We start from the raw sequence: 26,931 nt of genomic DNA on the forward strand, positions 1-26,931 counted from the left end.
CCTGCGTCGTCATCGCGCCGTGCTCCCGTTCTCCGCGTCCGTGATGAACTGCCTTACATGTCCCGATGGTTCGGGCTCCCGAAGCCACGCCAGCGCCACCGGCGCGGGCGGCAGATCCGCGATCGGGACCACCTTGATGTGCGGCGGCGTGATGGTGTCGAGCGACTGGAACGAAATGTGTACGGCGTCGGTCCCGGCCAGCAGCTCCATCAGGCCCTGCACCGTGCCCATGTCGTACCGCCGCCGTATGGCGCGGCCTCCCGGGGTCCGAGGCGGGACCACCTCGTCCCACACATAGGCGGGGAAGGCGCCGGGGCAGCGGAACGCGTCGTAGTCGGCCAGCTCCTCCACCGACACCGACGCGCGCGTGGCGAGCGGGTGGTGGGCGCCGACGATCGCGGCACGCGGGTCGTACGCCACCGGACGGCTCACCGCCAGATCCGGCTCGCGCAGCCCGTACTTGACGATCATGACGTCGAGCTCCTTGGCCCGCAGCCCCCGGAACGGGTCCTCGACGTCGTATCCGACCATCTGTACGTCGCTCCCGTCGCGGCCCGCCGCGCGCACCACGGTGGAGGCGAGGTGGGGCGAGCCGTGGATGCCGAAGCGAACGGGCGGTGCGCCGGGGGCGCTGCGGGTGGACGGGTCAGACATCGGGAGTCTCCTCGGTCAGCGCGGCGAACGCGCGGAGCTGGTGCGGATGGGCGCGGTCGACGTCGACACGGAGCGCGGCGAACGGTGTGACCGCCCCGGTCAGGCTCGGGACGGACCGCAGGGTCAGCCGGTCGCCCGGCCCGATCAGCCCGTCCAGGGCCGCCTCGACCACCAGGTGGTTGAGGTGGACCAGCGCCTCGGGCACGGGCACGCCGGACGCCGCGACGTACAGATCGCGGTGCACGGCGGCCCTCGGCGCGGGGCCGTGTGACGCAGGACCGTGAGGCGCCGGTCCGTGTGCCGCGGACCCGCGTGACGCGGGGCCTCGTGCCGCGGCCCCGTGTGGCGGCGGCACGGTGATCGTGGTCGGGGGGCCGACCGGGAACGGGGCCGTGGACAGGAACAGCTTGAGCAGGCGGCGCAGCCCCGCGCTGTTCGCGGCCGGTGCCGGTCCGCACCAGCCGACCGACCCGTCCTCGGCCAGGTGGTCGAAGGAGTAACGGCCCAGCAGGTTCTCCGGGTTCCCGGCCAGGTACACCGTTCGGGTGAATGAGCGCCGCCAGGCTGCCGCGGTGTCCGGCGCGAGCCCGAGCGCGAACGCGGTCGCGTCCCGGACCCAGGCCGCGGGGTCGAAGCCGCGCAGGACCGCCACCGCCTGGACGGCGTCCGCCCCCGGCCGCTCGACCGCCTCGGCCCGCGCCCGCAACAGGGCGGCGAGGTCCGACTCGCCCGCCGGAGTGGCGAGTTCGGGCCGGACGTCCCGCAGTCGCCGGTACGCCTCGTCGTGCAGTCGTCGCTGGGTCAGGGGCACAGGAACACCGCCGAGAGGAGATCGCGGGCGGGCGCGGCGCGGTGCCGGGCCAGCAGACTGGTCGTGAGCCGGTACGGGTCCACGTACACGTGGTCGCGGCGGTGGACACCCAGCCGCTCGGGCAGGCCGTCCTCTGCGGTCGGCGGGGCGCCGGCCAGCAGACGTTCGGCGCGCTTGAGGCACTGGCCCAGCAGGTCCGGCCGATGGGACTGGCCCTGGCCCGGGCCCAGCGTGGCGATGAAGTAGAGCCGCATGCCGAGTCGGGTCGCCGCCTCGTCGTGCCCGGCGGTCGCGTCCAGGAGCGCGGCCGCGTCCTGCCCCCGCCAGCCGCCCTTGCGCGCCGAACGGATCTCGCCGTCGACCGGCACCCGGCCGACCGGAACCCGGTGCACGGTCGGCCCCAGGGGTGCGAGCACGCGGGCGAGCAACTGGTAGTCGGGGTCGAGGTCGGGGTCGTACAGGAACACCACCTCGTCGTACTCGGGCGCGAGCGGCAGGAGTTCGCGCAGTGCGCAGGCGAGGTAGTTGGGGCGGCCGTCGGCGGTGACGATCCGGCGCAGCGGGAGCCCGTGGCGGGTCAGATCGAGGTAGACCGGGCCGCCCAGGTCGCGGTGGTCCAGACACAGGCCACGCGCGCGCAGGTGGTCCAGCATCTCCTCCAGGCCGAGGCCCGGCGGCTGGTGCGCGAGGAGCCCGGGGTCGTGCAGACCGAGACGGGCGTACTGCGCCCGCCACAGCTCAAGCACCCGGGTGGCGGCCGGGTGCACCCAGCCGTGGTGCTCGACGGCGTCGGCGTACGGGCGCAGCGCGGCGGCCGGAGCCTGTTCCCGGGCCGCGCGGTGACGGACGTAGAGCATGCCGATGTCGTCCTCGGACAGCCCCGAGTAGTCCGTGTCGCCCTGGGTGCGGTCCAGGAACTCCCAGAAGGCCAGGGTCTGTTCGGTGAGGTGGTACGTGGTGTGGCTGAAGCGGTAGTCGACCTCGGCGAGTGCGCCGGTCGCCCGGTACATCACGTCCGTCCAGAACAGCCCCTTGAGGTGGGACGGGCCGAGCGGCTTGGACGGAGTGATCGTGACCGGGGCGAGCAGGACCCGGCGGCATGTGCTGGCGGCCTGCCGGGGGCGCGGGGAGGGGGCGAGGGCGGGTGTGGTCACGGCTGGACCTCCTCGGCCGCGTCGAGGGCCCTCAGGAGCTCCTGGCGGGGCAGCGGCGCGGTGCCCGAGGGTGTGGTGCCGCGCGGTGCGTGGGCGACCCGGTGGTGGAACTTCTCGTCCCCGAACACCTCGTCCGGAGTCCTCAGCCCCATCAGGACCCGCATCAACCCCCGCCACACCATGCCGTCGTGCGCGGCGGCCGCGCGGATCTGGCCGCTCGGGCAGCCGGGGTCGGCGGGCGGCTGGGGGCGCCCGTGCACGGCGGCGCTCCACTGGCCGATCCGCTCGCGGTCGCTTCCGGCGGCGTGCTCGTACCACGGGCGCAGCAGGGTGTCCGCGAACCGGGCCGCCGCCTCCGGCCGCTCCGTCGCCGGGTGTGCCGCGAGCGCGTCGGCGAGGCCGAAGGCCTGGGCGAGCGCCAGCGACATACCGCGTCCGAAGAGCGGGTTGGTGACACAGGCCGCGTCGCCGACCGGGAACAGACCCGCCACGGAGGGCCGTACGGCGGCGGCGCGCAGGGCGTTGGCCGGGCCGGTGATCACATGGACGCCGGAGAGCGGTTCACTGACGCTGTCGTCGAGCCACGCCGACAGACCCGGTGTCGCGCGGGCGAGGGCGGTGAAGACGGCCGGGTGCCGCAGCCGGTCCAGTTCGAGGTCGCCGGGCAGGGTGCCCAGGGCGATCGCGAAGGTGCCCGCGTCGCCGGGGTGGAGCACGCCCGCGTAGTGGTCCCAGATGTCCCCGGCGGCGTGGCCCCGGGTGAGCGGTCCGGGCAGCGAGCTGCCTCTGAGCCGGTAGAACCGGGTGAAGCCGCGCAGGCCGGACGGCGTGGTCAGATCGTTGCCCAGGCCCACCCCGGCGTCGGCGAGCCAGGTGCGGGAGGCCGCGCGCCGGCCGGTGGCGTCCACGACCACGTCGGCCGACAGATGCGCGCCGTTGGCGGTCACCACACCGCGTACGGAACGCTTTTCGGGGTCGAGCCGCAGTCCGCGCACGGTCGTGCCGTGCCGGATCTCGACCTGCGGCAGCGCCTCGACCGTCCGGTACAGGACGAGTTCGAGGGTGGTGCGGCGGCAGCCGACCGCGACCAGGTCGTCGTCGCCGACCTCGCGGCCCCGGTCGGTGGCTCCCGGCGGCAACGCGCGCGTGAGGTCGAACAGCGGGGCACCGGACGCCAGCAGCCGCTCCAGGACCTCGGGCGCGCGCGTGCGCAGCGTCTGCACCCCGAGCGAGGTCAGCGTGTGCGACTGCTGGGCCTGCGGCACGGTCGGGCGCTGCCAGCGGTTGTGCAGATCGGCCATCGCGCCCCGGGGCGGCGGGGCCGAGCGCTCCAGGACGACGACCTTGCGGCCGGACCCGGCGAGGGCGAGCGCGGCCGCCAGGCCCGCGACGCTGCCTCCCACGACCAACGCGTTGGCCATGTCAGCGCCGCCGACCGTGGAGGAAGAACACCCGGCGCACGTTCTCGACGTCCCGGGGCGGTACGGGGTCCGGCCAGCGGCCGAAGTCGGCCCTGGGTTCGCCGGGTTGGAGCGCCTCGACGGAGAAGCCGTGGCCGTCGAAGAGCGCTTCGGGCTCGTCCGTCCCGAACAGCCAGGGGCAGCCCCAGCCCGCGAAGATGTCCAGCAGACCGCGCATATGAGGCAGCGTCAGAGCGGCGGCGTTGACCAGATCGGCGGCGATCCGGCTGCCCGGCGCCGAGAGGGCGGCGACCCGGCTCAGGATGCGGTGGGTGTCCGGTTCGGGGATGTAGTACAGCAGCCCTTCGAGCAGCCAGGTGGAGGGCAGCGACGGGTCGTATCCGGCCGCCTTGAGGTCGTCTTCCCAGTCGGGCGAGGTCAGGTCGACGGCCACCGTGCGGTGGTCGGGCAGCGGCGTGATCCCCTCAAGGCGGCTTTCCTTGTACGCGAGGACGGCGGGCCGGTCGATCTCGAAGTAGCGCAGCCCCTCGGGCCAGTCGAGGCGGTACGCGCGCGAGTCCATGCCGGCCGGGGCCAGCACGATCTGCCGCATCCCGGGCTCACGTGCTGCCTCCTGGAGGTAGTCGTCGAAGAACCGGGTGCGGATCGCGTTGTAGTCGGGGGTGCTGGGGAGCGTACGGGTGGAGTCCGCGGGGAACGTCGCCGCCCGGATCTGGCAGAGCAGTTCGGGCCCGATGTCGCCGCACAGGGCGTCCGCGTACGGATCCTGGTAGATGCGGTCGGGCCGGCGTGTCTCCGCGGCGCGCAGGGCGGCGGTGAGCAGGGCGGTGCGTTCGACGGCGTCGAGCAGTTCGGTCACGCGGGCTCGTCTCCTTCGGTCGGTCGGATGGCGATCGGACGGTGGGGGCGGGAGTGCGGCGGAGTCGGGTACGGCGTTCGGGGAGTGCGACGGCCGCGCGCGTGGAGGACGTTCGTAGCCCACGCGCGCGTGCCGTTGGAAGGGACCGGCGGGCCCAGGACCGCCGGTCGGGGGACGGCCGGTCGGGTAATCCGGCCGTGCACCCGAGTGGCGTCGGTCAGGCACCGGCCCCGTCGGTGAGGCGGTGCCATTGGGTCGGGTCCTGGCGGAGCAGCCGGTCCTTGACCTGGGTGGGGCGGATGCCGGTGGCGACGGCCGCCTGCCAGTCGCGCAGGAACGCGTCCGGCCGCAGCCGTACCAGGGTGGGCGCGCCGAGCCGGTGCTCGGCACGGGCCCGGCGGTACCCGGCCGACTCCCGGCCGAGCGCGTCGTCCAGGCGCGGCAGGAACCGCCGGGACTCGTCGTCGCTCCACGGGGTCTGCGGGGCCACGGCGAATTCGTAGGCGGGGGCGCCCTGTTCGGCGTCCCGCACCCGGCACGCCGCGTTGCGCAGTTCCAGCCCGCCGGCCGCCAGAGCCTCGCCGAGCGCCCGGATCACCTGGGCGTCCCGCAGCCGCTCCCCGGCCGCGTCGGAGAGCGTGCTGCGGCCGGTGTATTCGACGCGCGGCACGCCGTCCTCACGGTCCACCACGCGCACCACATCGCCCACGCTGTAGCGGTAGAGCCCGCCCACATGGCTGAAGATCACGTGGTAGTCGCGGCCCGGTTCGAGCTCGTCGGGCCCGAGCGTCGCGGTGTCCGGCGCGAGGTCGGCGTCGGCGTCGGCGAACTCGTACACCGACGCGGTCACCACCAGGCTGCCGGCCGACGGATGGCGGTCGAGAGCCACCCCCACCGGCCCCTCGGACGCGGCGACCGGCGCGGGCAGCGCGGTCACCCCGGCCCCGAACTCCTCGCGCAGCCTGGGCAGATACAGCGAGGCGAGCCCGGTGGTCCAGCAGAACAAGGCGCGCATGTTCGGCCAGATATGGGCTGGGCGTACTCTTCCGAAACGATCGGCCAGCCGCTGGAGTTCCGCGGCGCGCGCCGGGTTGGGGGCGCCGTGCGGCAGCCCGCCCACCGTGCCGTCGTGGACCTCCTTGACGATCCGGGGCCACCACAGGTCCAGCTGGTAGGGAAGGGCCGCGACCATCGCCGGGTTGATCCCGATGACGCAGCGCACATCGCTCTCCACGGCCATGCGCAGCCGCAGATACATCTTCTCCAGGTGCTCGCCCGCCGCCACGGGCACGGGCAGGGTCGCCCAGGGCGCGCCGGTGCCGGGCTCGGCGGACAGCGGCTCGCCGAACCGCGTGCCGAAGTCGACCTGGCTGGCGCCCACATGGGGGCTGCCGGAGGCGGTCGTGGGGGGCGCGGCCAGCGGGTCGTGCTTCAGGTTGAGCACCGCGTCCGGGCGCGCGAGGACATCGGGGAAGTGCTCGATCAGGGGCGCCCACGCCGCGTAGTAGAACGGGAAGAACGTCGTCCGCATGAAGCGCGGGGTGACCGGGATCTTCTTGTGCGCGCCGGTGCTGCCGCTGCTGGTGAAGAACACGGCGGGCCGGTCCGCGGTGAGGACGTTCTCCTCGCCCGCCGCGGCCCGCTCGATCCAGGGCGCGAGGGCGGAGTAGTCCTGTACGGGGACGGCCTTGCGGAAGTCGTCGAGGGTGCGGATTTGGCCGAAGCCGTGGGCGCGGCCGTACTCGGTGTCCGCGTTGAAGGCCAGCAGGTCGGTGAGCGTGCGCTGCTGGTGGCCGGCCGCGTCCGCGAACGCGGCGCGCAGCCGGGCCCGCTCGCCGAGCACGCGCGCGTGGTAGCGGCGTACGCGCTCCGGGTTCGCCCACGAGGTGTCGTCCCGGCGCGGGTCAGGTGTGGTCATGACGGACCGCCTCCCGTACGACTTCGGCGGTGCGCTCGGCCGAGTGGTGCTGCTCGATCACCGTGACGGGAAGGTGGCTGATCTCGTCCCAGAGCAGTTTGTCCAGGTCGCTCTGGTAGCGCTCGAAGGAGGCCCGGTCCGGCCGGTCGCCGTAGTACTCAAGCGAGTTGAGCCGCGTCCCCCGGCGGCTGCGCAGCCAGGCCTCGCGCGGCGAGACCTTCAGGTAGACGACACGGGAGGGCTGCGGGAAGGAGCGCCACCAGTCGTACATGGGGTTCTCGCGCACCCCCGCGAGACGGCACTTCGCAAGGATCTTGTAGTAGTACGAGTCCACGACGAGCGGCCGTCCGTCGGCGCTCTCCGCCGCGGTCAGGAGCTGGTCGCGCAGATGTACCACCGCCGTCTGGAGCATGCTGGCCATGAAGTCCGGTGAGTAGGCGCCGTCGGGCGCGGCGACGGTCTTGACCACATCGCGCCGCAGCCGTCCGATCAGCGTGTGCCGGGCCTCCAGGAACCGGTCGTCGACCGAGACGACCCGCACCGGCTCCGGGTCGGCCGCGAGCCGGGACATCGCCGATGACTTGCCCGCGTAATCGCCTCCCAGGAGGACGGTGAATAACGGCAGATGTGGTGACATATAGGGCTGCTCCTTGTGAACCGGCGCACTCTCTGCTGTGACACGACTCCTCCCCGCAGCCTGTCGCCTCTTGCTATAGCGAGAGTTGAGGATCAAGGGGGAGCCGCAGGTGGGGGTTCATGTGACAGCCGTCCGACGGTCATCCCGGCGAGGCGATCCAGAAGCTTTCGTCCTGAAGTGCGTGATACGCATCACCTTGCGACTCCCGGTGGACCGCCGATCCCGCACCCTTACGGCCGCTACGCGCGCGTGGCCCGTGAGCCGGGCGGGCGGGTGCGCGGCACCGCATAGGGTGGCCGTATGCAGGAGCAGTACCGGACGATCGCCCGCGAGGGCGTGCACGAGACCGAGATCAACCGATCGCGGTTCATCTGCGCGCTCGCGCCCGCCGCCACCGAACAGGAGGCGCAGGAGTTCATCGCGCGCGTGCGCAAGGAGCACCCGACGGCGACCCACAACTGCTTCGCCTATGTCATCGGCGCCGACGCCTCCGTGCAGAAGGCCAGCGACGACGGCGAACCCGGCGGCACCGCCGGAGTCCCCATGCTCCAGATGCTCACCCGCCGCGAGGTGCGCTACGCCGTCGCCGTCGTCACCCGCTACTACGGCGGTGTGAAGCTCGGCGCGGGCGGCCTCATCCGCGCCTACGGGGGCGTGGTCGGCGAGGCCCTGGACGCGCTCGGCACCGTGGTGCGCCAACGCTTCCGCCTGGCCACCGTCACGGTCGACCACCAGCGCGCGGGCAAGCTGGAGAACGATCTGAGGGCCACCGGCCGCGCCGTGCGCGAGGTGCGCTACGCGGAGGCCGTGACGATCGAGATCGGCATCCCCGAGGCGGACGTGGACGCCCTGCGCGCCTGGCTCGCCGACACCACCGCGGGCACCGCGACGCTGGAGCTCGGCGGAGAGGCGTACGGGGACGCGTGACAGCTCTGCGCCGTACCGGTAAGGCAGTTGCCGCCCGGGATGTCCGACCCCACCGTTACCCTCGGGGATCATGAGATTCCTGCATACGTCGGACTGGCACCTGGGACGGTCGTTCCACCGGGTGAGCCTGCTCGACGCCCAGGCCGCGTTCCTCGACCACCTGGTGGCGACGGCGCGCGAGTTCGCCGTGGACGCGGTGCTGGTGGCGGGCGATGTCTACGACCGGGCCGTGCCGCCGCTCGCGGCCGTGGAGCTCTTCGACCGGGCCATCCACCGCCTCGCCGACGCGGGCGTGCCCACGGTGATGATCTCCGGGAACCATGACTCGGCCCGGCGCCTCGGCGTCGGCGCGGGTCTCATCGAGCGCGCCGGTATCCATCTGCGCACCGACCCGGCGGGGTGCGCCACCCCGGTGCTGCTGGCCGACGCGGACGGGGACGTGGCGTTCTACGGGCTGCCGTACCTCGAACCGGCCCTGGTCCGGGACGAGTTCAAGACCGCGAAGGCCGGGCACGAGCAGGTGCTGAGCGCCGCCATGGAGCGCGTCCGGGCCGACCTCGCCGCCCGCGCGCCGGGCACCCGTTCCGTCGTCCTCGCGCACGCCTTCGTGGCGGGCGGGGAGCCGAGCGACAGCGAGCGGGACATCACGGTCGGCGGGGTCGCCGCCGTCCCGGCCGGAGTCTTCGCCGGCGTCGACTATGTGGCGCTCGGGCATCTGCACGGCAGCCAGAGCATCACCGAGCGCGTGCGCTACTCGGGCTCCCCGCTCGCGTACTCGTTCTCCGAGACCACCCACCGCAAGTCGATGTGGCTCGTCGACCTCGCCGCCGACGGCGCCGTCACCGCCGAGCGGATCGACTGCCCCGTACCGCGCGCGCTGGCCCGCATTCGGGGGCGGCTGGACGACCTGCTGGAGGACCCGGCGCTTGAGCGCCATGAGGAGGCGTGGGTCGAGGCGACGCTGACCGACCCGGTGCGCCCCGACGACGCGATGGCCCGCCTCGCCGCCCGCTTCCCGCACACCCTCAGCCTCGTCTTCGAGCCGGACCGCGCCCCCGAGGACCCGCTCGCCTCGTACGCGCGACGCCTCCAGGGCCGCACCGACCAGGAGATCGCGGAGGACTTCGTCGCCCATGTGCGCGGCGGCAGCGGCCCCGACGAGCACGAGCGGACGGTGCTGCGCGGCGCCTTCGACGACGTACGGGTCGAGGAGGCGCTGACGCTGGACCACGCGCGCGTACGCACGGGTGTGGCCGACGCCGGACAGGAGGCCGGACGATGAGGCTCCACCGGCTGCGCGTCACCGCGTTCGGCCCCTTCGGCGCCACCCAGGAAGTCGACTTCGACGCGCTCTCCGACGCCGGACTCTTCCTGCTCCACGGCGCCACCGGCGCGGGCAAGACCTCCGTGCTCGACGCCGTCTGCTACGCCCTGTACGGAGCCGTGCCCGGGGCGCGCCAGAGCCCTAGCGCGACGCTGCGCAGCGACCACGCGGCGCCGGACAGCGTCACCGAGGTGCTGCTCGAACTCACCGTCGGCGGACGGCGGTTGGAGATCACCCGGCGGCCGCAGCAGAACCGCCCCAAGAAGCGCGGCACCGGCTTCACCGTCGAGAAAGCGCAGACCTGGCTGCGCGAGTACGACGGCCAGGACGGCTGGCAGGCGCTGAGCCGCTCCCACCAGGAGGTGGGGGAGGAGATCGGGCAGCTCATCGGGATGAGCCGAGAGCAGTTCTGCCAGGTGGTGCTCTTGCCGCAGGGGGACTTCGCCAAGTTCCTGCGCTCGGACGCCGAGGCGCGCGGCAAGCTCCTGGGGCGCCTCTTCGACACCGGCAGGTTCGCGGCCGTCGAGGAGCGCCTGGCCGAGCTGCGCCGGGCCGCGGAACAGCAGGTGCGGGGCGGTGACGAGCGGCTGCTCGCCCTCGCCCAGCGCATGGCGCAGGCCGCCGGGGACAGCGCCGACGCGCGCGAGTGGCCGCTGCCCGACAGCCGCCCGGGCGAGCCGGGGCTCGCCGAGGATGTCCTCGCCTGGGCCGCCGTCGCGCGCGTAGGGGCCCGTGAACGGCTCGCCGTCGCCGACTCGGCGCTGGCCGCGGCCGAGAGCCGTGAGGCGGCCGCGCGCACCGCCCTGGACGACGAGCGCCGCCTCGCCGAACTCCAGCGCGGCTACGCCGACGCCCGCCGCCGCGCCGACGAGCTGGCCGCCGCCGCGCCCCGGCGCGATGCCGTACGCGACCGCCTGGAGCAGGCCCGTAAGGCCGACCTCGTGGCGCCCGCCCTCGCGCTGCGGGAGCAGGCCGAGCGCGAGCACCACGCGGCGAGCGGTGCACGCGAGCGCTCCCGGGCCCAGCTGCCCCCCGACCTCGCCGAGGCCGGAGCCGAGCAACTGGCCGCGCTCGAACGGAAGATGCGCGAAGATCTCGGCGCGCTCGACTCCGCCCGCCGGGCCGAGCGCCGAAGTGCCGAGATCACCGCCGAACGCGCCGACCTCGACCGCCAGGCCAGGGCCGACGACGAACTGCTCCTGGAGGCGGGCGCCTGGCTCGCCTCCTGGGACGCCAAGCGCCTGCGCCACCAGGAGTGCGTGGAGGCGGCCCACCTGGCCGCCACGCGCGCGGAACAGCTCGCCGGACAGCTCGACCCGGCCCGGCGCCGACTGGCCGCAGCCCGCGACCGGGACACGCTCGAAGGCCGTCTGAACGCCGCCGAGGCGCAGCAGAGCGCTGCCCGCGAACGGGCCAACGCGGCCCATGAGCACTGGCTCGAACTGCGCGAGGAGCGGCTGCGCGGCATCGCGGCCGAGCTCGCCGCCGGGCTGCGCGACGGAGAGGCGTGCGCCGTCTGCGGCTCGCCCGAACACCCCGCCCCCGCGCGCGTGGGCGCCGGTCAAGTGGACCGTACGACGGAGGAGGCCGCGCAGCAGGCGTACCGGGGCGCCGACGCGGCCCGCGCCGACGCCGAGCGCGCGCTCGCCTCGGTCCGCGAGCATTACGCGGCGAAGCGCGCGGAGGCGGGCGTGGCGGCGCTTGCGGAGCTCGCCGACGAGGTGCGGCAGTTGGACGCCGAGTACGGCGAGGTCCGCTCGCTCGCCGCCGGGCTGCACGCCGCCCGCGAGGCGTTCGAGAGCGCGGAGCGCGAGCACGGCCGGCGGCGCACCGAACAGCAGCAGGCCACCAACCGCGCATCGGCCCTCATGGCCCAGCGCGAACTCCTCGACCGGGAACAGGGCGCCCTGGAAAAGGAGTTGGCGCAGGCCAGGGGCGAGGCGGGCAGCGTCGCCGAGCAGGCGGCGCTCCTGGAGCACCGCGCCGGACTCCTCGCAGCGGCCGCGACCGACGTACGCGAGGTCGAGGCGAGCGCGCAGCGCCTCAAGGACGCGGACGGACGGCTGTCGGAAGCGGCCTTCCGGGCGGGGTTCGACACCCCCCGGGCCGCGGCCGCCGCCTTCCTGGACGAGCGGCAGCAGAGCGAGCTCCAGCACCGGCTCGACGACTGGCAGCGCGAGGAGGCCGCCGTCGCCGACCGGCTCGCCGAGCCCGCCACCGTCGCGGCGGCGGCCCGCCCGCCCGCGCGGACCGAACAGGCCGAGGCCGCCCACGCGCGCGTGGCCCGCGCCCTGCGCGAGGCCGCCTCGGCGCTCGCCGCCGCGCGCGCCCGCTGCGACGAGCTCGCCACCCTCGGCCGCCGGGCCGCCGAGGAGACGCGCCGGATGGGACCGCTGCGTATCGAGTACGACCGGGTGGCGCGGCTCGCCGGGCTCGCGGCGGGCACCTCCGCCGACAACGAACGCAAGATGCGCCTTGAGTCGTACGTACTGGCCGCGCGGCTTGAGCAGGTGGCCGCCGCCGCGACGGCCCGGCTCGGCCGGATGTCGGGCGGGCGCTACACGCTGGTGCACTCCGACGCCAAGGGCGGACGCGGCCGCTCCGGGCTCGGGCTGCATGTCGTCGACGCCTGGACCGGCCGCGAGCGGGACACCGCCACGCTCTCCGGCGGCGAGACGTTCTTCGCCTCTCTGGCGCTCGCCCTCGGCCTCGCCGATGTGGTCACCGACGAGGCCGGTGGCGTACGCCTGGACACGCTCTTCATCGACGAGGGCTTCGGCAGCCTGGACGACCAGGCCCTCGACGAGGTCCTGGACGTACTGGACTCGCTGCGCGAGCGGGAACGCAGCGTCGGCATCGTCAGCCACGTGGGCGACCTGCGCCGCCGCATCCCCACCCAACTGGAGATCGTCAAGGGGCGCGACGGCTCACAGGTGCGCCACCGCTCGGCCGGGATACCGGGCTGAGTGGCCCGCCGGTCCCGCGTGCAGGTCAGCCCGTCGACGGGATGCTGATCGCGCGCCGGGGGAGTGGCGACGAGTAGACCACGCTCGTCGTCACCGAGCCCAGCGTGCCGATCTTCCCGGAGATCTCCTCCAGATGGTTCATCGACCGCGCCGCGACCTTGATCACGAAGCAGTCGTCGCCCGTGACATGGTGCGCTTCCATGATCTCGGTGGTCGTCTCCAGAAGATCGTGGAACGGCTTGTAGTTGCCGTTGGGATACCGCAGCCGTACGAAGGCGAGGATCGAGCGGCCGAGCCGCTCCTGGTCGACGACCGCCGTGTAGCCCGAGATCACCCCCGCCTCTTCGAGGCGGCGCACCCGTTCCGTGACGGCGCTCGGGGACATGGCGACGGTGCGGGCCAGCTCGGCGAAGCTGGCGCGGCCGTCCTGCTGGAGGGCGTCCAGGATGCGCCAGTCCGTGGCGTCAGGGGAATACTCGGTCATGGTTGCCAGACAACCGTGAAATCACCGGCGAATCAAGAGATGTTCCGGGGATCGCACCTTCTCGCGGCGGAGCGATGGCCGTAGATTTCTGGCCATGACAACAACGCAGCTCGCCGCCACCAACTCCGTTCTCCGCGTCGCCCCGGCCGCTCCCGCCGATGCCGCCGCGTACTTCCGCGCCAGCCTGGTCTTCCACGCCGATGTCTCCGACGTGGCGTCCGCCCTGGCCGCGGGCGGTGACCCGGGCTTCGTCGTGCTCGACTCGCGCTCCACCGAGTCCTGGGACCAGGGCCATGTCCCCGGCGCCGTCCACCTGCCGACCGCGCTGATCGCCGAGCAGGCCGAGCAGATTCTGGACAAGTCGGTGCCCGTGGTCACCTACTGCTGGGGCCCCGGCTGCAACGGCGCCACCCGCGCCGCACTGGCGCTCGCCGAACTCGGCTTCCAGGTCAAGGAGATGCTCGGCGGCTTCGAGTACTGGGTGCGTGAGGGCTTCGAGTTCGAGACCTGGGAGGGCCGCGAGAAGCGCGACGCCGACCCGCTGACCGCGCCCGTCGACTCGGAGAACTGCGGCTGCTGACCGGCGGGCGCGGGCGGACACGGTGGTGGGCCGGGAGCGGCCCACCACCGCATCGGCGTCAGAGCTTGGACAGCTCGTCCACCAGGTCGTCCAGGCCCAGCGGCCCCTGGGAGAGCGCCGCCATGTGCCAGGCACGGGCGTCGAAGGCGTCCCCGTGGTGCTTCTTGGCGTTCTCACGGCCCAACAGCCAGGCCCGCTCGCCCAGTTTGTAGCCGATCGCCTGCGCGGGCATGGACAGGTAGCGGGTCAGCTCGCTCTCCACGAAGTCGGCCGGACGCCCGCTGTGGCTGCCGAAGAACTCCTGTGCCAGCTCCGGCGTCCACCGCTCGCCGGGATGGAACGGCGAGTGGTCCGGAATCTCCAGCTCCAGGTGCATGCCGATGTCGACGATGACCCGGCACGCCCGCATCATCTGCGCGTCCAGATACCCGATCCGCCGCTCCGGGTCGGGCAGGAAGCCGAGCTCGTCCATCAGCCGCTCCGCGTACAGGGCCCAGCCCTCGGCGTTGGCGCTGACCGTGCCGATGGTCGCCTGGTAGCGGGAGAGCCGGTCGGCGACGTGCCGCCACTGCGCGATCTGCAGATGGTGGCCCGGGACGCCCTCGTGGTACCAGGTGGAGACCAGGTCGTACACCGGGAAGCGGGTCTCGCCCATGGTGGGCAGCCAGGTGCGGCCCGGGCGCGAGAAGTCCTCGGACGGGCCGGTGTAGTAGGGCGCGGCCGCGCTGCCGGGCGGCGCGATGTGCGACTCCACCTTCCGTACCCGCTCGGCGAGTTCGAAGTGCGTGCCGTCAAGGGCCTCGATCGCCTCGTCCATCAAAGCCTGGAGCCAGTCGCGGACCTCGTCGACGCCCTCGATGTGGACGCCGTGCACGTCGAGGTGGGCCAGCGCCTCCCAAGGGCCCGCGCCCGGCAGGATCTTCTCCGCCTCGGTCTTCATCTCGCCGAGGATGCGGTGGTATTCGGACCAGCCGTACGCGTACGCCTCGTCCAGGTCCAGGGTCGTGCCGTTGAAGTACCGCACCCAGCGCGCGTACCGCTCGCGGCCCACGGTGTCCGGCGCCCCCGCGATCGCGGGCGCGTACACCTCGCTCAGCCAGGTGCGCAGCGCGACCAGCGCCTCGCCCGCCACGCGCGCGGCGGCGTCGAGCTCGTCGCGCAGGCCCTGAGGGCCGGGCGCGACGAAGTCCTCGAACCAGTTGTGGTCCGTGCCGATCCACTCGGTGAGCTGCCCGATGAACGTCTCGGTGGCGCGCGGGCCCGCGTACAGCTTGCGGTCCAGGCCCGTCTCCAGCGAGACGCGGTAGCCCTCCAGCGCGGCCGGGACGGCCCTCAGCCGGGCCGCGACCGCCGCCCAGTCCTCGTCGTCGGCGACCGGCATCATGGTGAACACCTGGCGGACCGCGTGGGCCGGCGAGCGCAGATTGCTGACCAGGCGCAGGCCCTCCTGCGCCTCGTGGACGCCGAGTTCGGACGACAGGCGCTCCCGCAGCAGTCTGGCGCAGCGCCGCTCGGAGTCGGAGTCCGCGCCCGGCAGCAGCTCGGCCGCGTCGAGCCGCGCGAGCGTGGCGCGGGCGAGCGCGGCCTGCGCCTCCTGCCCGGTGGGGGTGAAGTCCGGAAGCAGACGGGAACTCTTGCTTACGCCCAGATACGTACCGGTGATGGGGTCGAGTTCGATGAGTGCGTCGACGTACGCGTCGGCGACCTGGCGGGGCAGCACGCTGCTGGAAGTGTCTGGCATGGACCACATCCTGGTACGCCCACGGGCTCCGCGTCACCCACTGTCGACCTTCAGCCACCGGGGGCGGAAGAGGAGAGAGGGGACGAAGCGGAAGTTGACGGAGATGTCGACGAGGGAGGCAGCAGAGGGCCGCACTCCCAGTGCTGGAAGACCAGCCGGGTCTCCACCCGGGCGACTTCGCGCCGCGAGGTGAACTCGTCGAGCACCAGCCGCTGGAGATCGGCCGTGTCCGCCACGGCCACGTGGACCAGGTAGTCGTCCGGGCCGGTGAGATGGAACAGGGCGCGGGACTCCGGCAGCGCCCGGATCCGCTCCACGAACGGGCCGATCAGTTCACGCCGATGTGGTCGTACCTGTACGGAGAGGAGTGCTTCCAGGCCACGGCCCATTTTGGCCGGGTCGAGCCGGAGCTGATGGCCCAGGATGACGCCGGAGCGGCGCAGCCGGGCGACCCGGTCGAGGCAGGTGGAGGGCGCCACACCCACCTGCGCCGCCAGATCTCGGTACGTGGTCCGGGCGTCGTTCTGCAACAGGCGCAGAATGTCCAGATCCACCGGGTCCAGTGCGACAGAATCCGCCATTGGCCGAACGTAGCACGGAGTCCACCGATCAATTCCGGTCATGAGGTCACAGTGCCGCCATGGACACCGACACGCAGGACCGTGGCCCGGCCGCACCCCGCGCCCTCGCCACCGAAGCCGTGCACGCCGGCCGCGACGACCTCGCCGGACTCGGACTGCACGCCCCGCCGATCGACCTCTCCACGACCTACCCCTCGTACGACAGTGCGGGCGAGGCGGCCCGTATCGACGCCTTCGCGGCCACCGGCGTCCTGCCCGACGGGCCGCCGGTATACGCCCGGCTCGACAACCCGACCGTAGGCCGTTTCGAGACAGCGCTCGCACGGCTGGAAGACGCCGAGAGCGCCGTCGCCTTCGCCAGCGGCATGGCCGCGCTCACCGCGGTCCTGCTCGCCCGGGCCGCCGAGGGCCTGCGGCACGTGATCGCGGTCCGGCCGCTGTACGGATGCAGTGACCACCTTCTCGACGCCGGGCTCCTCGGTACGGAGGTGACCTGGGTCGACCCGGCCGGCGTCGCCGACGCGATCCGGCCCGGCACCGGCCTGGTGATCGTCGAGACCCCGGCCAATCCCACGCTCGCCGAGGTCGACATCCGGGCCCTCGCACACGCCTGCGGCACGGTCCCGCTGCTCGTCGACAACACCTTCGCCACCCCGGTGCTCCAGCGGCCGCTGACCCAGGGCGCACGGATCGTGCTGCACAGCGCGACCAAGTACCTGGGCGGACACGGAGACGTGATGGGCGGCGTCGTCGCCTGCGACGAGGAGTTCGCCCGGCGGCTGCGCCAGGTGCGGTTCGCCACCGGCGCCGTACTGCATCCGCTCGCGGGATATCTGCTGCTCAGAGGGCTGGCGACGCTTCCCGTACGGATCCGCGCGGCGTCGGCGAGCGCCGCGGAACTGGTCCGCAGGCTGACCGCCGACCCGCGCGTCGCCCGGGTCCATCATCCGTCGGTGGGCGGCGCGATGATCTCCTTCGAGGTGTACGGCGACCCGCACCGCGTCATCGCGGGCGTCCGCCTGATCACCCCCGCCGTCAGCCTCGGCAGCGTCGACACCCTCATCCAGCACCCCGCCTCCATCAGCCACCGCATCGTGGCCGAGACGGACCGGCGCTCCGCCGGTGTCAGCGACCGGCTGCTGCGCATGTCGGTCGGCCTGGAGGACGTCGAGGACCTGTGGCGCGACCTGGACCGGGCGCTCAGCGCTCCGCCTGCTCCAGGGAGCCGAGCGACGGTCGTGCCGGCATGGGAGTCCTCGGCAGCCGGGCGGTGACCACCAGCGTGCCCTCCTCGATCTGGTAGTCGAGGGGCAGTCCGAGACCGCGCATGGCCGCCACCATCGCGGTGTTGGACGACTGGGTCACGGCGTACACGCTCTCGCAGCCCGCCTCCGTGGCCAGCGCGACCAGTCGGCCCAGGAGCTCGGAGCCGATGCCCCGGCGCTGCCAGGAGTCCTCGACGAGCAGCGCCACCTCGGTCTCGTCGCCGTCCCACAGCAGATGGCCGAGGGCGACGAGCCGCCCCGAGGCGGTCTGCACGGCCAGCGTACGGCCGTAGCGCGGGCTCAGCAGATGGTTGATGTAGCGGTCGGCGTCGCCCACCGGGCCGTGGTAGCGCATGCTCAGCGTGCGGTCCGAGCAGCGCTCGTGCATCGCCTTCGCGGCCTCGACATCGTCCTGACCGGCGCGGCGGACGGTGATCTCGTTGCCCTCGGGCAGGGTGAGCACGTCCTGGCTGCGCGGGATGCGGGGACCGAGGCGCGCGTCCAGCTCGACGAGGGCGCGCGCCCGCGCGAACTCGGTCGGGGTGAACGGGAGATGGGGCCGCTCGATGGTGATGACCCCGCCGCGGGGATCGCGCAGCCGCATGGTGGTCGCTTCGAGTACGCCCTCCACCGGCGCGCTCTCACCGGTCGGGCGGCCCGTCACGGACACGGCGGGCAGCGAGTGGATGCTGCACCGGCCCAGCAACTGGCGCAGTGCGAGCGGCAGTTCCGCCGCGTCGAGGGCGGTGCGGGTGGCGAGCGAGAGCACCCGGGTCGGCGTGTCCACCAGGTCGTGCGCGTCGGCGCGCTCCAGCCAGGTGTCGTGTCCGCCCGCCGCCGCGATCTCGCGGGTGAGCTGGGCGGCGGGCAGGTCGGCGGGCGCCCGCAGCAGGAACTCGTCCACGGTGCCGTCGGCCAGCGGATGCGTCTGGAGGGTCAGGATGTCCACCCGGTTGTGGGCGAGCGCGATGCACAGCGAAGCCAGGCTGCCCGGCTCGTCCCGCACGGTGGTGCGCATCCGCCACAGCTGGCTCTCGCGCGCCGGCGCGTCCGCCCCGGCGTGGACGGTGGGCGCGGCGCCGGTGGTGGCGGGCGCCGCGCCCGTATCGATGGCGGCCTCGCCCGGGGGCGCGTGGCTGTGGCGCCGGGCCCACCAGGTGTGGAACGCCGCCGAGGCCACCAGCGCGACGGCGGAGGCGACCAGCAGGAAGGGGCCGTCCGGCCCGTGCGCGACCAGATTCGCGAGTCCGTCGGCCACGGCCACGGCCGTGAACAGCGCGGCCAGCTCGGTCATGTCCCGTCGCCAGTGGTGGCGGTGGGTGCTGTTGGGGTCAGTGGGGACATTGCGCTCAGGCATATCGGTCATGCCCTCACTGTGACCGAGCGGTGTTGCGTGATCACGAACGCTTTGTGACTGATGGGTTAAGCGTGGTTCTGGTGATTTTGGGACTATTTCTTACGGGATGAGACGCCGTGAAGGCCGGGCGCCGGCTGCGTAACCACCGTACGAGGTAACGGCCCCATGTCAGATCACTGCCCCACCAGCCCGGGCTTCAGGACCTTGGTGAACAGCACCGACCCGCCCTCGGCGCGCAGCCGTACCGTCAGCTCGCCGCTGCCGCCGTCGATCTCGATCTCGCCGAAGTTCGGCGGGGCCTCGATCGGCGAGGCGTTGGCCCGGGCCGGCGCGTGCACGAACACCTGGTCGGGGCCGAACGTGCCGTCCAGCTGGTTCGCCGGGAAGCCGCCCGCGGCGAGCGGCCCGGACACGAACTCCCAGAATGGCGCGAAGTCCTTGAACGCGGCCCGCTCCGGCGCGTAGTGCTGGGCCGCCGTGTAGTGCACATCGGCGGTCAGCCACAGGGTGCCGGTGATCCTGCGGTGCTTGATGAACCGCAGCAGCTCGGCGATCTGGAGCTCGCGGCCGAGCGGTGCGCCCGGGTCGCCCTGCGCCACGGCCTCGAAGTCCGTGGGACCGTCGGTGACCACCAGACCGAGCGGCATATCGGCGGCGATCACCTTCCACACCGCGCGCGAGCGCCCCAGTTCCCGCTTCAGCCACTCCAGTTGCTCGGCGCCGAGGATGCCGACCGTGTCGTCCGCCTGCCGGCCGGGCGAGTTGGCGTTCCGGTACGTCCGCATGTCGAGCACGAACACATCGAGCAGCGGACCGTGCCGCACCACCCGCTGCACCCGGCCCTCACGGCTGCCGGGCCGCAGCGTGGAGACCGGGAAGTACTCACTGAAGGCGCGCAGCGAACGCGCCGCCAGGACGTCGATGTTCTTCTCGGTGTAGCGGGCGTCGTCCAGGATCTGCCCGGGGTACCAGTTGTTGCGCACTTCATGGTCGTCCCACTGCACGATCGAGGGGACCTGCGCGTTGAACCGCCGTACGTTGTCGTCGAGCAGGTTGTAGCGGAAGTTGCCCCGGTACTCGGCCAGGGTCTCGGCGACCTTGGACTTCTCCTCGGTGGTGACGTTCCGCCAGACCCGCCCGTCCGGGAGCGTCACGCTGGGCAGGATCACCCCGTCCGCGTAGATGTTGTCTCCGCTGGAGAGAAAGAAGTCCGGGTTCAGCAGGCGCATCTCGTCGTAGACACGAAAGCCGCCGAGGTCGGGGTTGATGCCCCAGCCCTGCCCGGCGATGTCGCCCGACCACAGGAACCGTACGTCGCGGTGGCGCGAGGCGGGCGCGGTGCGGAACGTGCCGGACACGGGCTTGCCCGTACGGCGCGGGTCGTCCGGGTCGGCGAGCGTGACCCGGTAGTGGATCTGCTCGCCGGGCGGCAGGCCCCGCAGCTGCGTCGTCCCGGTGAAGTCGGTGCCGGGACCGACCACCGGCCCCACCCAACTGCGCGCCCGCCGGAACGATTCGGTGGCGGACGTCTCCACCAGCATCCGGGCGGGCCGGTCGGAGCGGACCCAGATGAGCCCGGACGACGCCGTGATGTCGCCCGCCTGCACGCCCCACCCGGCGCTCGGCCGCCCGGACAGCGCCAGCGCGGGCGCCGCCGGGAGCCCGGCGAATCCCGCCGACGCGGCGAGCGAACCCTTCAGTACGGTACGGCGGTTGGGCGAGGAGATCCGCGGACGGTACGGCATCGGGGCGCCTCCAGGGGCGGTCGGGTACGGCAGGGACGGGTGATCCCGGTGTGTCGGTCCCCGCCATGCCTACTGCCCGGCTGCGGCGCGGGCGCGAACCACAGGTGAACAGCGGGAGCGACGGGGCGGGGGCGCAGGGGCGGGCGTGGGGGCGCAGAACCGGACGGCGTAGGACCAGCGGCCTGCGACGAAGGAACCATCGACCCGGTGATCTTCGTTGAGTACGTTGCCGTACGGGCCGCCGAACGGCGGCCCCGCCGCGCGAACCGGCGCGGCGGCGCCAACAGAGAAAGCACAGGGGCCCGTCATGCCTGTCGGAGGCCGTTCCCACATCCGCATCGCCCGCCCGTCCCGCGACCTGACCGCGGCGGAACGTTTCTGGGTCGAGGGCCTGGGCCTGAACGTCGTATGGCGGCACGACGCCGAGAGCACGGCGCCCGGCGAGCACGCCCTGCTGATGGTCGGCTGGCCGGACGCCGACTGGCACCTGGAGCTGGTCCACGAGCCCGCCGCCCCCGTCGAGCCCCGGCCGACGGAAGAAGACCTCCTCGTCGTTTACGTGGACGAGGAGGTTCCGGAGGAGCTGGTGGCGCGTCTTGTGGCACACGGGGGCAGGCGGGTGCAGTCGCCGAACCCGTACTGGAACGAGTGGGGCGTCACCGTCGAGGACCCGGATGGGTACCGGTTGGTGCTGTGTATGCGGGGTTGGAGCAACTCCTGAGCTTCCGGGCCCCATAGGGGTGCGGGCTGTGACAGTTGCGGCTCCGACGCGTGGACGCGACCAGACGCGACGCCCCTGCGGCCCCCGGGCCACCATCCCCTAAAAGGGCGCGGGGAACTGCGCGACCAGCCCACGACGGTCCGCAGCCGAACAACCGCCCCTTCAGGCCGCACCAACGCGACTCGTGTCAAGGATCACGCGCGCGACCCGAGCAGGATCGTCGTTCATAGGCACATGACCGCACCCCGGCAGCCGCACCAGCCGCGCCCCCGGAATGGTCTGCTTCGCCCGCACCCCCTGGCGCCGCAGCAGCAGCCGGTCCTTGCTGCCCCAGGCCACGGTCACCGGGATACCGGGCACATCGTCGGTGAACCGGACCGCGACCCCGGCGGCCAGGGTGTCGGCGAACCCGGTCGCCTCCCGCAGCGCCAGCGTCTCGGCGACGACGGCCTCCGGCGAACGGCGCCCGGGGCGCGCGTAGATGGTGCTGGTCAGCGCCGTACGCCCGGCGGCGGTACGGGACATGCGCTCGATTACCGGCAGCGGCAGCAGCTTGGCCGTGCGCCGCATCGTGGTGAGCGTCGCGAAGGCGTACCGGCGCTCGCCCTGCGTCCAGAAACCGGCGGGGGACAGGGCCGTCACCGAACGCACCAGCTTCTCGCGCCCCAACTCCAGTGCCAGCAGCCCGCCGAGCGAGTTGCCCGCGACATGCGGCCGGTCGACGCCGAGTTCCGTGCAGAGCGCGCCCAGCGTCGGGACGACCGTCGCCAGGTCGTACGCGACGCCGTCCGGCAGCGCGGGGGACTCGCCGAACCCCGGCAGATCGACGGCTATGACGTCCCGTTCGGCGGCCAGCACGTCGAACACCGGGTCCCAGGCCTGGCGGTGGTGGCCGATACCGTGCAGCAGGAGCAGCGGTTCACCGGCACCGGCCCGCCGATAGGCGATGGTGACGGTGCGGCTGCCCCTGGGGGAGTCGATCGTGAAGGAGACCTCTTCGGCCATGCTGCTGCTCCCGGTCGTGGACGTGGCGCCCCGAGGTCGACGGTGGACCCGGGGCGACGGTAGACACCCTGTCAACAACAATTACCCTTCGGTAGCTTGGAGTTCAAGGGGGCGACGCCCGGCGTCGTAAGGGTCACCGGGAATCGAACAGTTCAGCGTTTTTGCCTGGACAGCCGTTGGCCGGTCGGCTGGGATGGGGCGGTGACTGCCTCCTCTGACGCCGACATCTTCGAAGGCCACCGGTCCGTCCTGACGGGCGTGGCCTACCGCATGCTCGGCCGCGTGAGCGATGCCGAGGACGTGGTGCAGGAGGCATGGCTGCGCTGGTCGGCGCAGGACCGCGACGACGTGCGCGACCCGCGCGCCTTTCTCGTACGGATCACCGCCCGGCTCGCCCTGGACCGGCTGCGCCGGATCCAGTCACGCCGCGAGGCGTATGTCGGCCCCTGGCTGCCCGAGCTGATCGCCACCGACTTCGGGCCTGTCGTACCCGACACTCTCGAACAGGCCATGCTGGCCGACTCGGTCTCGCTCGCCGTTCTGGTCGTCCTCGAATCGCTGTCGCCCCTGGAACGGGCCGTGTTCGTGCTGCGCGAGGCGTTCGGCTTCCCGTTCGCGGAGATCGCCGCCGTACTCGACCGCACCGAGCCCGCCGTGCGCCAACTCGCGGGGCGCGCCCGCCGCCGCGTCGACGAGCGCAAGCCCCGCTACGACGTCGACCCCGTCCAGCGCCGCCATCTCACGGATCGGTTCCTGGCCGCGGCCGGCGGCGGCGACCTGGATTCGATGATCTCCCTTCTCGCCCCGGACGTACGGTTCATCGGCGACAGCGGCGGCAAGGCCCAGGCCCCCATGCGCATCATCGAGACCGCCGACAAGGTCGGACGCTTCCTGTACGCGGTGTCGCAGGACGGGGCGCCCGAGGGTGGCTTCCGCATCACCGAGATCAACGGCGGCCCGGCGGTGCTCGGTCTGTCCGGCGGCAAACCGGACAGCGTGCTGCAACTGGATGTCGCGGACGGGCTGATCCAGTGCGTCTATGTCGTGCTCAACCCGGACAAAATGGCCGCGCTCATTCCCGAAGGTGCCGCTGAATAGCCTCCTTGGCCCCCCCTGACCCCATGGGTCTCGGCGAGCCCCGGCCCCGCGTCCGCACGGGTGCGGGGCCGTTTGCTGCGCACTGCTCACGGGACCGCGAACGTCGTGTGAACGCTCTGCGCCAGAGGTCGGATTCGTTCCGTAACGGAACGAGGATTGGTCTTGACCAAGGGGGTGGGTCGCCCTATGGTCGCAGAGTTAGTGCAGGAACCTTTAATAAACAAGGGCGCAGAAAAGCCGCCGGGGCACGGCGATTGCGGAGGACAGGGTGGGGACCACGCAGTTGGAAACGGTGCCGGAGCCGAAGTACTGGCACCTCAAGACCGTGCTGAGCGAGGCGCTCGACTCGGACTTCGCGGTGGGCGAGATCCTGCCCAACGAGCGTGAACTGGCCGCTCGTTTCGGCGTCGCGCGCGCCACGCTCCGCCAGGCTCTGGAGCAGCTGGAACTCGAAGGCCGCCTCCAGCGCCGCCGTGGCGTCGGCACGACCGTCGCCCCGCCGCGCATGGGCGTCTCGGTTTCCACCGCGCGCCACGACTGGCCGGGCTCGGCTGGCGATGCCTGGCAGGCCGTCGACTGCACTGTCACCGCTCCGCCGCTCGCGGCGGCCCGGCTCTTCGACGCCGAGTCCGCCGAGGAGATGCACACGGTCCGCCGGATCCGTACGACCCACGGCCAGCCCGTCGCCGCCGAGCTGCTGTACGTACCCGCGTCGTCCGTGCCTGACCTCAGCGCGATCGACGCGCCCTCCGGACCGGCCCGCGCGCGCGGCGTCCTGCGCGAACTGCAGCGTCTCGACCTGGAGGGTCAGGACCGCGCCGTCGAGCTCGGCTCGGCCCGCGCCGACGACGCCAAGGAGCTCGACCGGCTGCCCGGCGCGCCCGTCCTCGTCGTGACCACGCGCTACTTCGCCCTCGGCCGGACCGCCGCCGTCTCGGTGGCCACCTACCGCGCCGACACCTGCCGCCTCACCTTCGGCGACTCGGGCGACCTGCACATCAGCCATGAGGGCCAACGCCAGGCCTCCTGAGCCCCGCTCCCGCTTGCCGTACGGCCCGCCGCCCACATAGCGGCGGGCCTGCGTGCTACCGGGGGCATCACCGCTCGGGTTTCGGAAGCCCAGCCGTCCAGCACCGCTCGGCTTCCGAGGATCCAGCCGCTCAGCGCTCGGGCCCCGCCGGTCCCACTCACTCAGTGATGAGCCGATGTGCTTCGCGACGGGCCCGCGTGTCTCCCGGGCTCCACTGCTCGGTTTTCCACGGGATCCTCCCGCCTCCCGCTCAGCGGCGGGCCGTCACCGTGCCCTCGACCGCGAACAACTGCTCCTCGACATGGTCGAGCGCCAGCCGCAACGCACCCGTCGCCACCGCCGCCTCGCCGAGCATCGACAGGGCCACGCGCGGCGGCCGCAGGCAGTACCGGGCCAGCTCCTGGCGCAGCGGGTCGAGCACGCCGTCGATCCCGGCAGCCCAGCCACCCACGACGACCAGCTCCGGATCCAGCGCCAGCACCAGCGCCGCCACATCGTGGACCAGCCGCTGGATGAACCGCTCCACTGCCTCCTGGGCACCGATGTCGCCGCGCTTGGCCAGCGCGAACACATCGGCGACCGCCTGCTCGTCCAGCGGGTGCAGCGGCTCCTCGGTCGTCGAGAGCAGCTTCTCCGGTGTCACATCACGGCCGAGCAGATGCAGCGCGCCGATCTCGCCCGCCGCGCCACCGAACCCCCGGTGCAGCCGACCGCCTATCAGCGACCCGGCCCCCGGACTCAGCCCGGCCAGCACGAACACGATGTCGTCCGAGTCGGTCGCCGCGCCCTTCCAGTGCTCGGCCACGGCCGCCGCGTTGGCGTCGTTCTCGACCAGCACCGGACAGCGGAACGAGCGCCGCAGCCGCTCACCGAGCGGCAGACCGGTCCAGTCGGGCAGCGCCGTCCCGAGCCGCACGGTGCCGTCCGCCTCGACGATGCCCGGGCTGCCGACCCCGACCGCCCGCAGCGAACTGCGCGCCACCCCGGCCCGCCGCAGCAGATCCGCGACCGTCGTACGCACCCGCTCCAGCCGCTCGTCGGCCGACGCCGTCTCCGACACCTCACGCGTCCCGGCGCCGACGATCCGCCCGTCGAGCCCCGACAGCAGCGCGGCCACCCGGTGCGGGCCGATCTCGATACCCAGCAGATGCCCCGCCTCGGCCCGGAACCGGAACCGGCGCGCGGGCCGTCCCTGACGGCGAGCCTCGCCCTCCTCCGGAGCCGACTCGACGACGAGCCCGCCCTCCATGAGTCCCTCGACCACACCCTCGACCGTCGGCCGCGACAGGCCGGTGATCCGGGTCAGGTCGGTCAAAGTGGGGGATTCCGCCCCACGCAGCGCATGGAGCACCACCGCGGAATTGATCCGCCGCAGCAGAGAGGGATCCCCGCCGGTCAGCCGCCCCAACGTGTGTCCTCCCAGCTCGTACGCGTGTCTGCCGGATCGTACTCGCTGGTCAGGTATACGGCGAGTGGCGGGTGGTCACGGAGACGCATCAGCTCGGAGCCACGAATCCCGACTCATACGCCGCGATCACCGCCTGGGTCCGGTCCCGCGCTCCCAACTTGGCCAGCACGGCGCTCACATGCGTCTTCACCGTCTCTGTCCCGACGATGAGCCGGGCGGCGATCCCCGCGTTGGACAGCCCTCGCGCCATCAGTTTCAGCACCGCCGCCTCACGCTCGGTGAGGGCGGCCCGGTCCAGCGCCGCCCGCGCGTCACGGTTGCCGTACTCGGCGGCGAGCGAGCGCACCGCCGCCGGGAACAACAGCGACTCGCCCTCCGCCACCAGCGGCACCGCGTGCACGATCTCCGAGGGCCGGGCCCGCTTCAGCAGAAACCCGTCGGCACCGGCCCGCAGCGCCTCGTAGACGTACTCGTCGTTCTCGAACGTGGTGTCGGTTGCTCCCTCGACCTCGTGTTGACCAGCCTCCTGGCGGCCGGACTCGCGGCCCTGCTGCGCCGTCGACTTCCTGCCGGACCGGGCGGGGCAGCAGGTCCTGCTCCTCAACTCGGAGGGGCCGCTTGGGGCATGGAGCGGAATGGCGGTGCTCGCGGGGTGGGTGGCGCTGGCCGTCGGGGCGGGCTGGTCGGCGTTGCGGCGGCGGGATGCCTGACAGGGCACCAGCAGGACAGCCGGCAGCACGCCTGACTGGAGGCCAATTGTCAGTGGCAACGGGTTTACTGACCGCATGACCACCGCACGGCATCTCGAAGTCATCGACCTGCTGCGCGCCCGCGACTTTCCGGCGGAGCGCGGCAGGGCGGGGACCATCACCAGCGGACCCGGCTACCACGTGGCGGAGCTCAGCACCAGCGAGGAGCTCTGGGACGACGACGGCAGCAGGCGCCTTGAAGCGGAGGAGCAGTACGAGGCGGAGTGCGAGGCGCTCGCGGAGCGGCTCAGCGATCGCTGGGGTGCGGCGCGGATGTTCAGTCTCTGGAGCGTGCTGACCCGGAGCATGGAGGGAGAGGAGATAGCGGAGCCATGGGACGGGCTGAGCAACAGCGTCTCGTATCTCCACCTGTGGCGGGTGGACGGCCGTTGGGTCGCCGTCGGGGTCTCGCAGTGGGACACCGAGCTGGAGTTCCAGCTGATGGCCGTGGTTACCGAGATCGATCCGCCGTAGTCGGGGGGCGCTGCGGACCCAG

General features: G+C 72.8%; 24 protein-coding genes. 9 read left to right on the forward strand and 15 right to left on the reverse strand.

Features of this window, described 5'->3' with window-relative positions; translation table 11 throughout:
* Positions 1-9: 9 nt before the first annotated feature.
* The 7 genes from ACT1U9_RS27455 to ACT1U9_RS27485 all read right to left on the reverse strand — a co-directional run bounded on the left by ACT1U9_RS27455 (position 10) and on the right by ACT1U9_RS27485 (position 7,454).
* Complete coding sequence (locus tag ACT1U9_RS27455) at positions 10-654, reverse strand: LysR substrate-binding domain-containing protein (RefSeq protein ID WP_444535288.1); 645 nt, start codon at positions 652-654, stop codon at positions 10-12.
* Positions 647-1,465, reverse strand: coding sequence for a DUF6182 family protein (locus tag ACT1U9_RS27460; protein WP_444535289.1), 819 nt, complete (start codon positions 1,463-1,465; stop codon positions 647-649). The genes ACT1U9_RS27455 and ACT1U9_RS27460 overlap by 8 nt, the downstream gene beginning before the upstream one ends.
* Entirely contained in the window at positions 1,456-2,619 is a 1,164-nt protein-coding gene (locus ACT1U9_RS27465) for a hypothetical protein (RefSeq protein ID WP_444535290.1), read from the reverse strand. Before ACT1U9_RS27465 ends, ACT1U9_RS27460 begins: the two co-directional genes overlap by 10 nt.
* Entirely contained in the window at positions 2,616-4,040 is a 1,425-nt protein-coding gene (locus ACT1U9_RS27470; protein ID WP_444535291.1) for an FAD-dependent oxidoreductase, read from the reverse strand. The genes ACT1U9_RS27465 and ACT1U9_RS27470 overlap by 4 nt, the downstream gene beginning before the upstream one ends.
* Position 4,041: 1 nt before the next feature.
* Complete coding sequence (locus ACT1U9_RS27475; protein WP_444535292.1) at positions 4,042-4,899, reverse strand: class I SAM-dependent methyltransferase; 858 nt, start codon at positions 4,897-4,899, stop codon at positions 4,042-4,044.
* Positions 4,900-5,116: 217 nt separating this feature from the next.
* Positions 5,117-6,817 (reverse strand): GH3 family domain-containing protein, encoded by a 1,701-nt coding sequence (locus ACT1U9_RS27480; RefSeq protein WP_444535293.1) that lies wholly within the window; start codon positions 6,815-6,817, stop codon positions 5,117-5,119.
* The gene (locus ACT1U9_RS27485) at positions 6,804-7,454 is read right to left on the reverse strand and encodes a hypothetical protein (protein ID WP_444535294.1); all 651 of its coding nucleotides are present in this window, start codon (positions 7,452-7,454) and stop codon (positions 6,804-6,806) included. The genes ACT1U9_RS27480 and ACT1U9_RS27485 overlap by 14 nt, the downstream gene beginning before the upstream one ends.
* Positions 7,455-7,754: 300 nt before the next feature.
* Between ACT1U9_RS27485 and ACT1U9_RS27490 the strand changes: the two genes are divergently transcribed.
* The 3 genes from ACT1U9_RS27490 (at position 7,755) to ACT1U9_RS27500 (ending at position 12,671) form a co-directional block, all read left to right on the forward strand.
* Complete coding sequence (locus ACT1U9_RS27490; protein WP_444535295.1) at positions 7,755-8,381, forward strand: YigZ family protein; 627 nt, start codon at positions 7,755-7,757, stop codon at positions 8,379-8,381.
* A gap of 70 nt (positions 8,382-8,451) precedes the next feature.
* Positions 8,452-9,663 (forward strand): exonuclease SbcCD subunit D, encoded by a 1,212-nt coding sequence (locus ACT1U9_RS27495; protein ID WP_444535296.1) that lies wholly within the window; start codon positions 8,452-8,454, stop codon positions 9,661-9,663.
* The gene (locus ACT1U9_RS27500; protein WP_444535297.1) at positions 9,660-12,671 is read left to right on the forward strand and encodes an AAA family ATPase; all 3,012 of its coding nucleotides are present in this window, start codon (positions 9,660-9,662) and stop codon (positions 12,669-12,671) included. The genes ACT1U9_RS27495 and ACT1U9_RS27500 overlap by 4 nt, the downstream gene beginning before the upstream one ends.
* A 25-nt stretch (positions 12,672-12,696) precedes the next feature.
* Here the strand turns inward: ACT1U9_RS27500 and ACT1U9_RS27505 are convergent, their stop codons facing one another.
* Positions 12,697-13,155, reverse strand: a complete 459-nt coding sequence (locus ACT1U9_RS27505) for an Lrp/AsnC family transcriptional regulator (RefSeq protein ID WP_444535298.1) — start codon at positions 13,153-13,155, stop codon at positions 12,697-12,699.
* Between the two features lie 94 nt (positions 13,156-13,249).
* On the opposite strand from ACT1U9_RS27505, the gene ACT1U9_RS27510 reads away from it, so the two are divergent.
* A complete protein-coding gene (locus ACT1U9_RS27510; RefSeq protein ID WP_444535299.1) occupies positions 13,250-13,735 on the forward strand; it encodes a rhodanese-like domain-containing protein in 486 nt (161 codons plus the stop codon).
* 58 nt (positions 13,736-13,793) lie between these two features.
* Here the strand turns inward: ACT1U9_RS27510 and ACT1U9_RS27515 are convergent, their stop codons facing one another.
* Positions 13,794-15,476 (reverse strand): DUF885 domain-containing protein, encoded by a 1,683-nt coding sequence (locus ACT1U9_RS27515; protein ID WP_444535300.1) that lies wholly within the window; start codon positions 15,474-15,476, stop codon positions 13,794-13,796.
* Between the two features lie 50 nt (positions 15,477-15,526).
* The gene (locus ACT1U9_RS27520; RefSeq protein ID WP_444535301.1) at positions 15,527-16,057 is read right to left on the reverse strand and encodes an Lrp/AsnC family transcriptional regulator; all 531 of its coding nucleotides are present in this window, start codon (positions 16,055-16,057) and stop codon (positions 15,527-15,529) included.
* Between the two features lie 59 nt (positions 16,058-16,116).
* Here ACT1U9_RS27520 and ACT1U9_RS27525 point away from each other — a divergent pair, with 59 nt between their 5' ends.
* A complete protein-coding gene (locus ACT1U9_RS27525; RefSeq protein WP_444535302.1) occupies positions 16,117-17,331 on the forward strand; it encodes a trans-sulfuration enzyme family protein in 1,215 nt (404 codons plus the stop codon).
* Here ACT1U9_RS27525 and ACT1U9_RS27530 read toward each other — a convergent pair.
* The gene (locus ACT1U9_RS27530) at positions 17,258-18,688 is read right to left on the reverse strand and encodes a GNAT family N-acetyltransferase (RefSeq protein ID WP_444535303.1); all 1,431 of its coding nucleotides are present in this window, start codon (positions 18,686-18,688) and stop codon (positions 17,258-17,260) included. The genes ACT1U9_RS27525 and ACT1U9_RS27530 overlap by 74 nt on opposite strands.
* 164 nt (positions 18,689-18,852) lie before the next feature.
* Positions 18,853-20,424 carry an alkaline phosphatase D family protein gene (locus ACT1U9_RS27535; RefSeq protein WP_444535304.1) on the reverse strand — a complete coding sequence of 524 codons (1,572 nt, stop codon included), beginning with the start codon at positions 20,422-20,424 and terminating at the stop codon, positions 18,853-18,855.
* Between the two features lie 307 nt (positions 20,425-20,731).
* On the opposite strand from ACT1U9_RS27535, the gene ACT1U9_RS27540 reads away from it, so the two are divergent.
* Complete coding sequence (locus ACT1U9_RS27540) at positions 20,732-21,145, forward strand: VOC family protein (RefSeq protein WP_444535305.1); 414 nt, start codon at positions 20,732-20,734, stop codon at positions 21,143-21,145.
* A 162-nt stretch (positions 21,146-21,307) separates the two neighbouring features.
* Here ACT1U9_RS27540 and ACT1U9_RS27545 read toward each other — a convergent pair whose 3' ends face one another.
* Positions 21,308-22,150, reverse strand: coding sequence for an alpha/beta fold hydrolase (locus tag ACT1U9_RS27545; RefSeq protein ID WP_444535306.1), 843 nt, complete (start codon positions 22,148-22,150; stop codon positions 21,308-21,310).
* Positions 22,151-22,351: 201 nt separating this feature from the next.
* Between ACT1U9_RS27545 and sigJ the strand changes: the two genes are divergently transcribed.
* Together sigJ and ACT1U9_RS27555 are read left to right on the forward strand one after the other, a co-directional pair.
* Complete coding sequence (gene sigJ, locus ACT1U9_RS27550; protein ID WP_444535307.1) at positions 22,352-23,248, forward strand: RNA polymerase sigma factor SigJ; 897 nt, start codon at positions 22,352-22,354, stop codon at positions 23,246-23,248.
* 268 nt (positions 23,249-23,516) lie between these two features.
* Positions 23,517-24,278 (forward strand): GntR family transcriptional regulator, encoded by a 762-nt coding sequence (locus ACT1U9_RS27555; RefSeq protein WP_444535308.1) that lies wholly within the window; start codon positions 23,517-23,519, stop codon positions 24,276-24,278.
* A gap of 250 nt (positions 24,279-24,528) precedes the next feature.
* Here the strand turns inward: ACT1U9_RS27555 and ACT1U9_RS27560 are convergent, their stop codons facing one another.
* Both ACT1U9_RS27560 and ACT1U9_RS27565 read right to left on the reverse strand, forming a co-directional pair.
* Positions 24,529-25,686, reverse strand: coding sequence for an ROK family transcriptional regulator (locus tag ACT1U9_RS27560; RefSeq protein WP_444535309.1), 1,158 nt, complete (start codon positions 25,684-25,686; stop codon positions 24,529-24,531).
* A gap of 88 nt (positions 25,687-25,774) precedes the next feature.
* Positions 25,775-26,425 carry a response regulator transcription factor gene (locus ACT1U9_RS27565; protein WP_444535310.1) on the reverse strand — a complete coding sequence of 217 codons (651 nt, stop codon included), beginning with the start codon at positions 26,423-26,425 and terminating at the stop codon, positions 25,775-25,777.
* A gap of 46 nt (positions 26,426-26,471) precedes the next feature.
* On the opposite strand from ACT1U9_RS27565, the gene ACT1U9_RS27570 reads away from it, so the two are divergent.
* Positions 26,472-26,909, forward strand: coding sequence for a hypothetical protein (locus tag ACT1U9_RS27570; RefSeq protein ID WP_444535311.1), 438 nt, complete (start codon positions 26,472-26,474; stop codon positions 26,907-26,909).
* Positions 26,910-26,931: the final 22 nt, after the last annotated feature.

This window comes from Streptomyces sp. BR1 (genome assembly GCF_052373795.1).
Classification (GTDB): domain Bacteria; phylum Actinomycetota; class Actinomycetes; order Streptomycetales; family Streptomycetaceae; genus Streptomyces.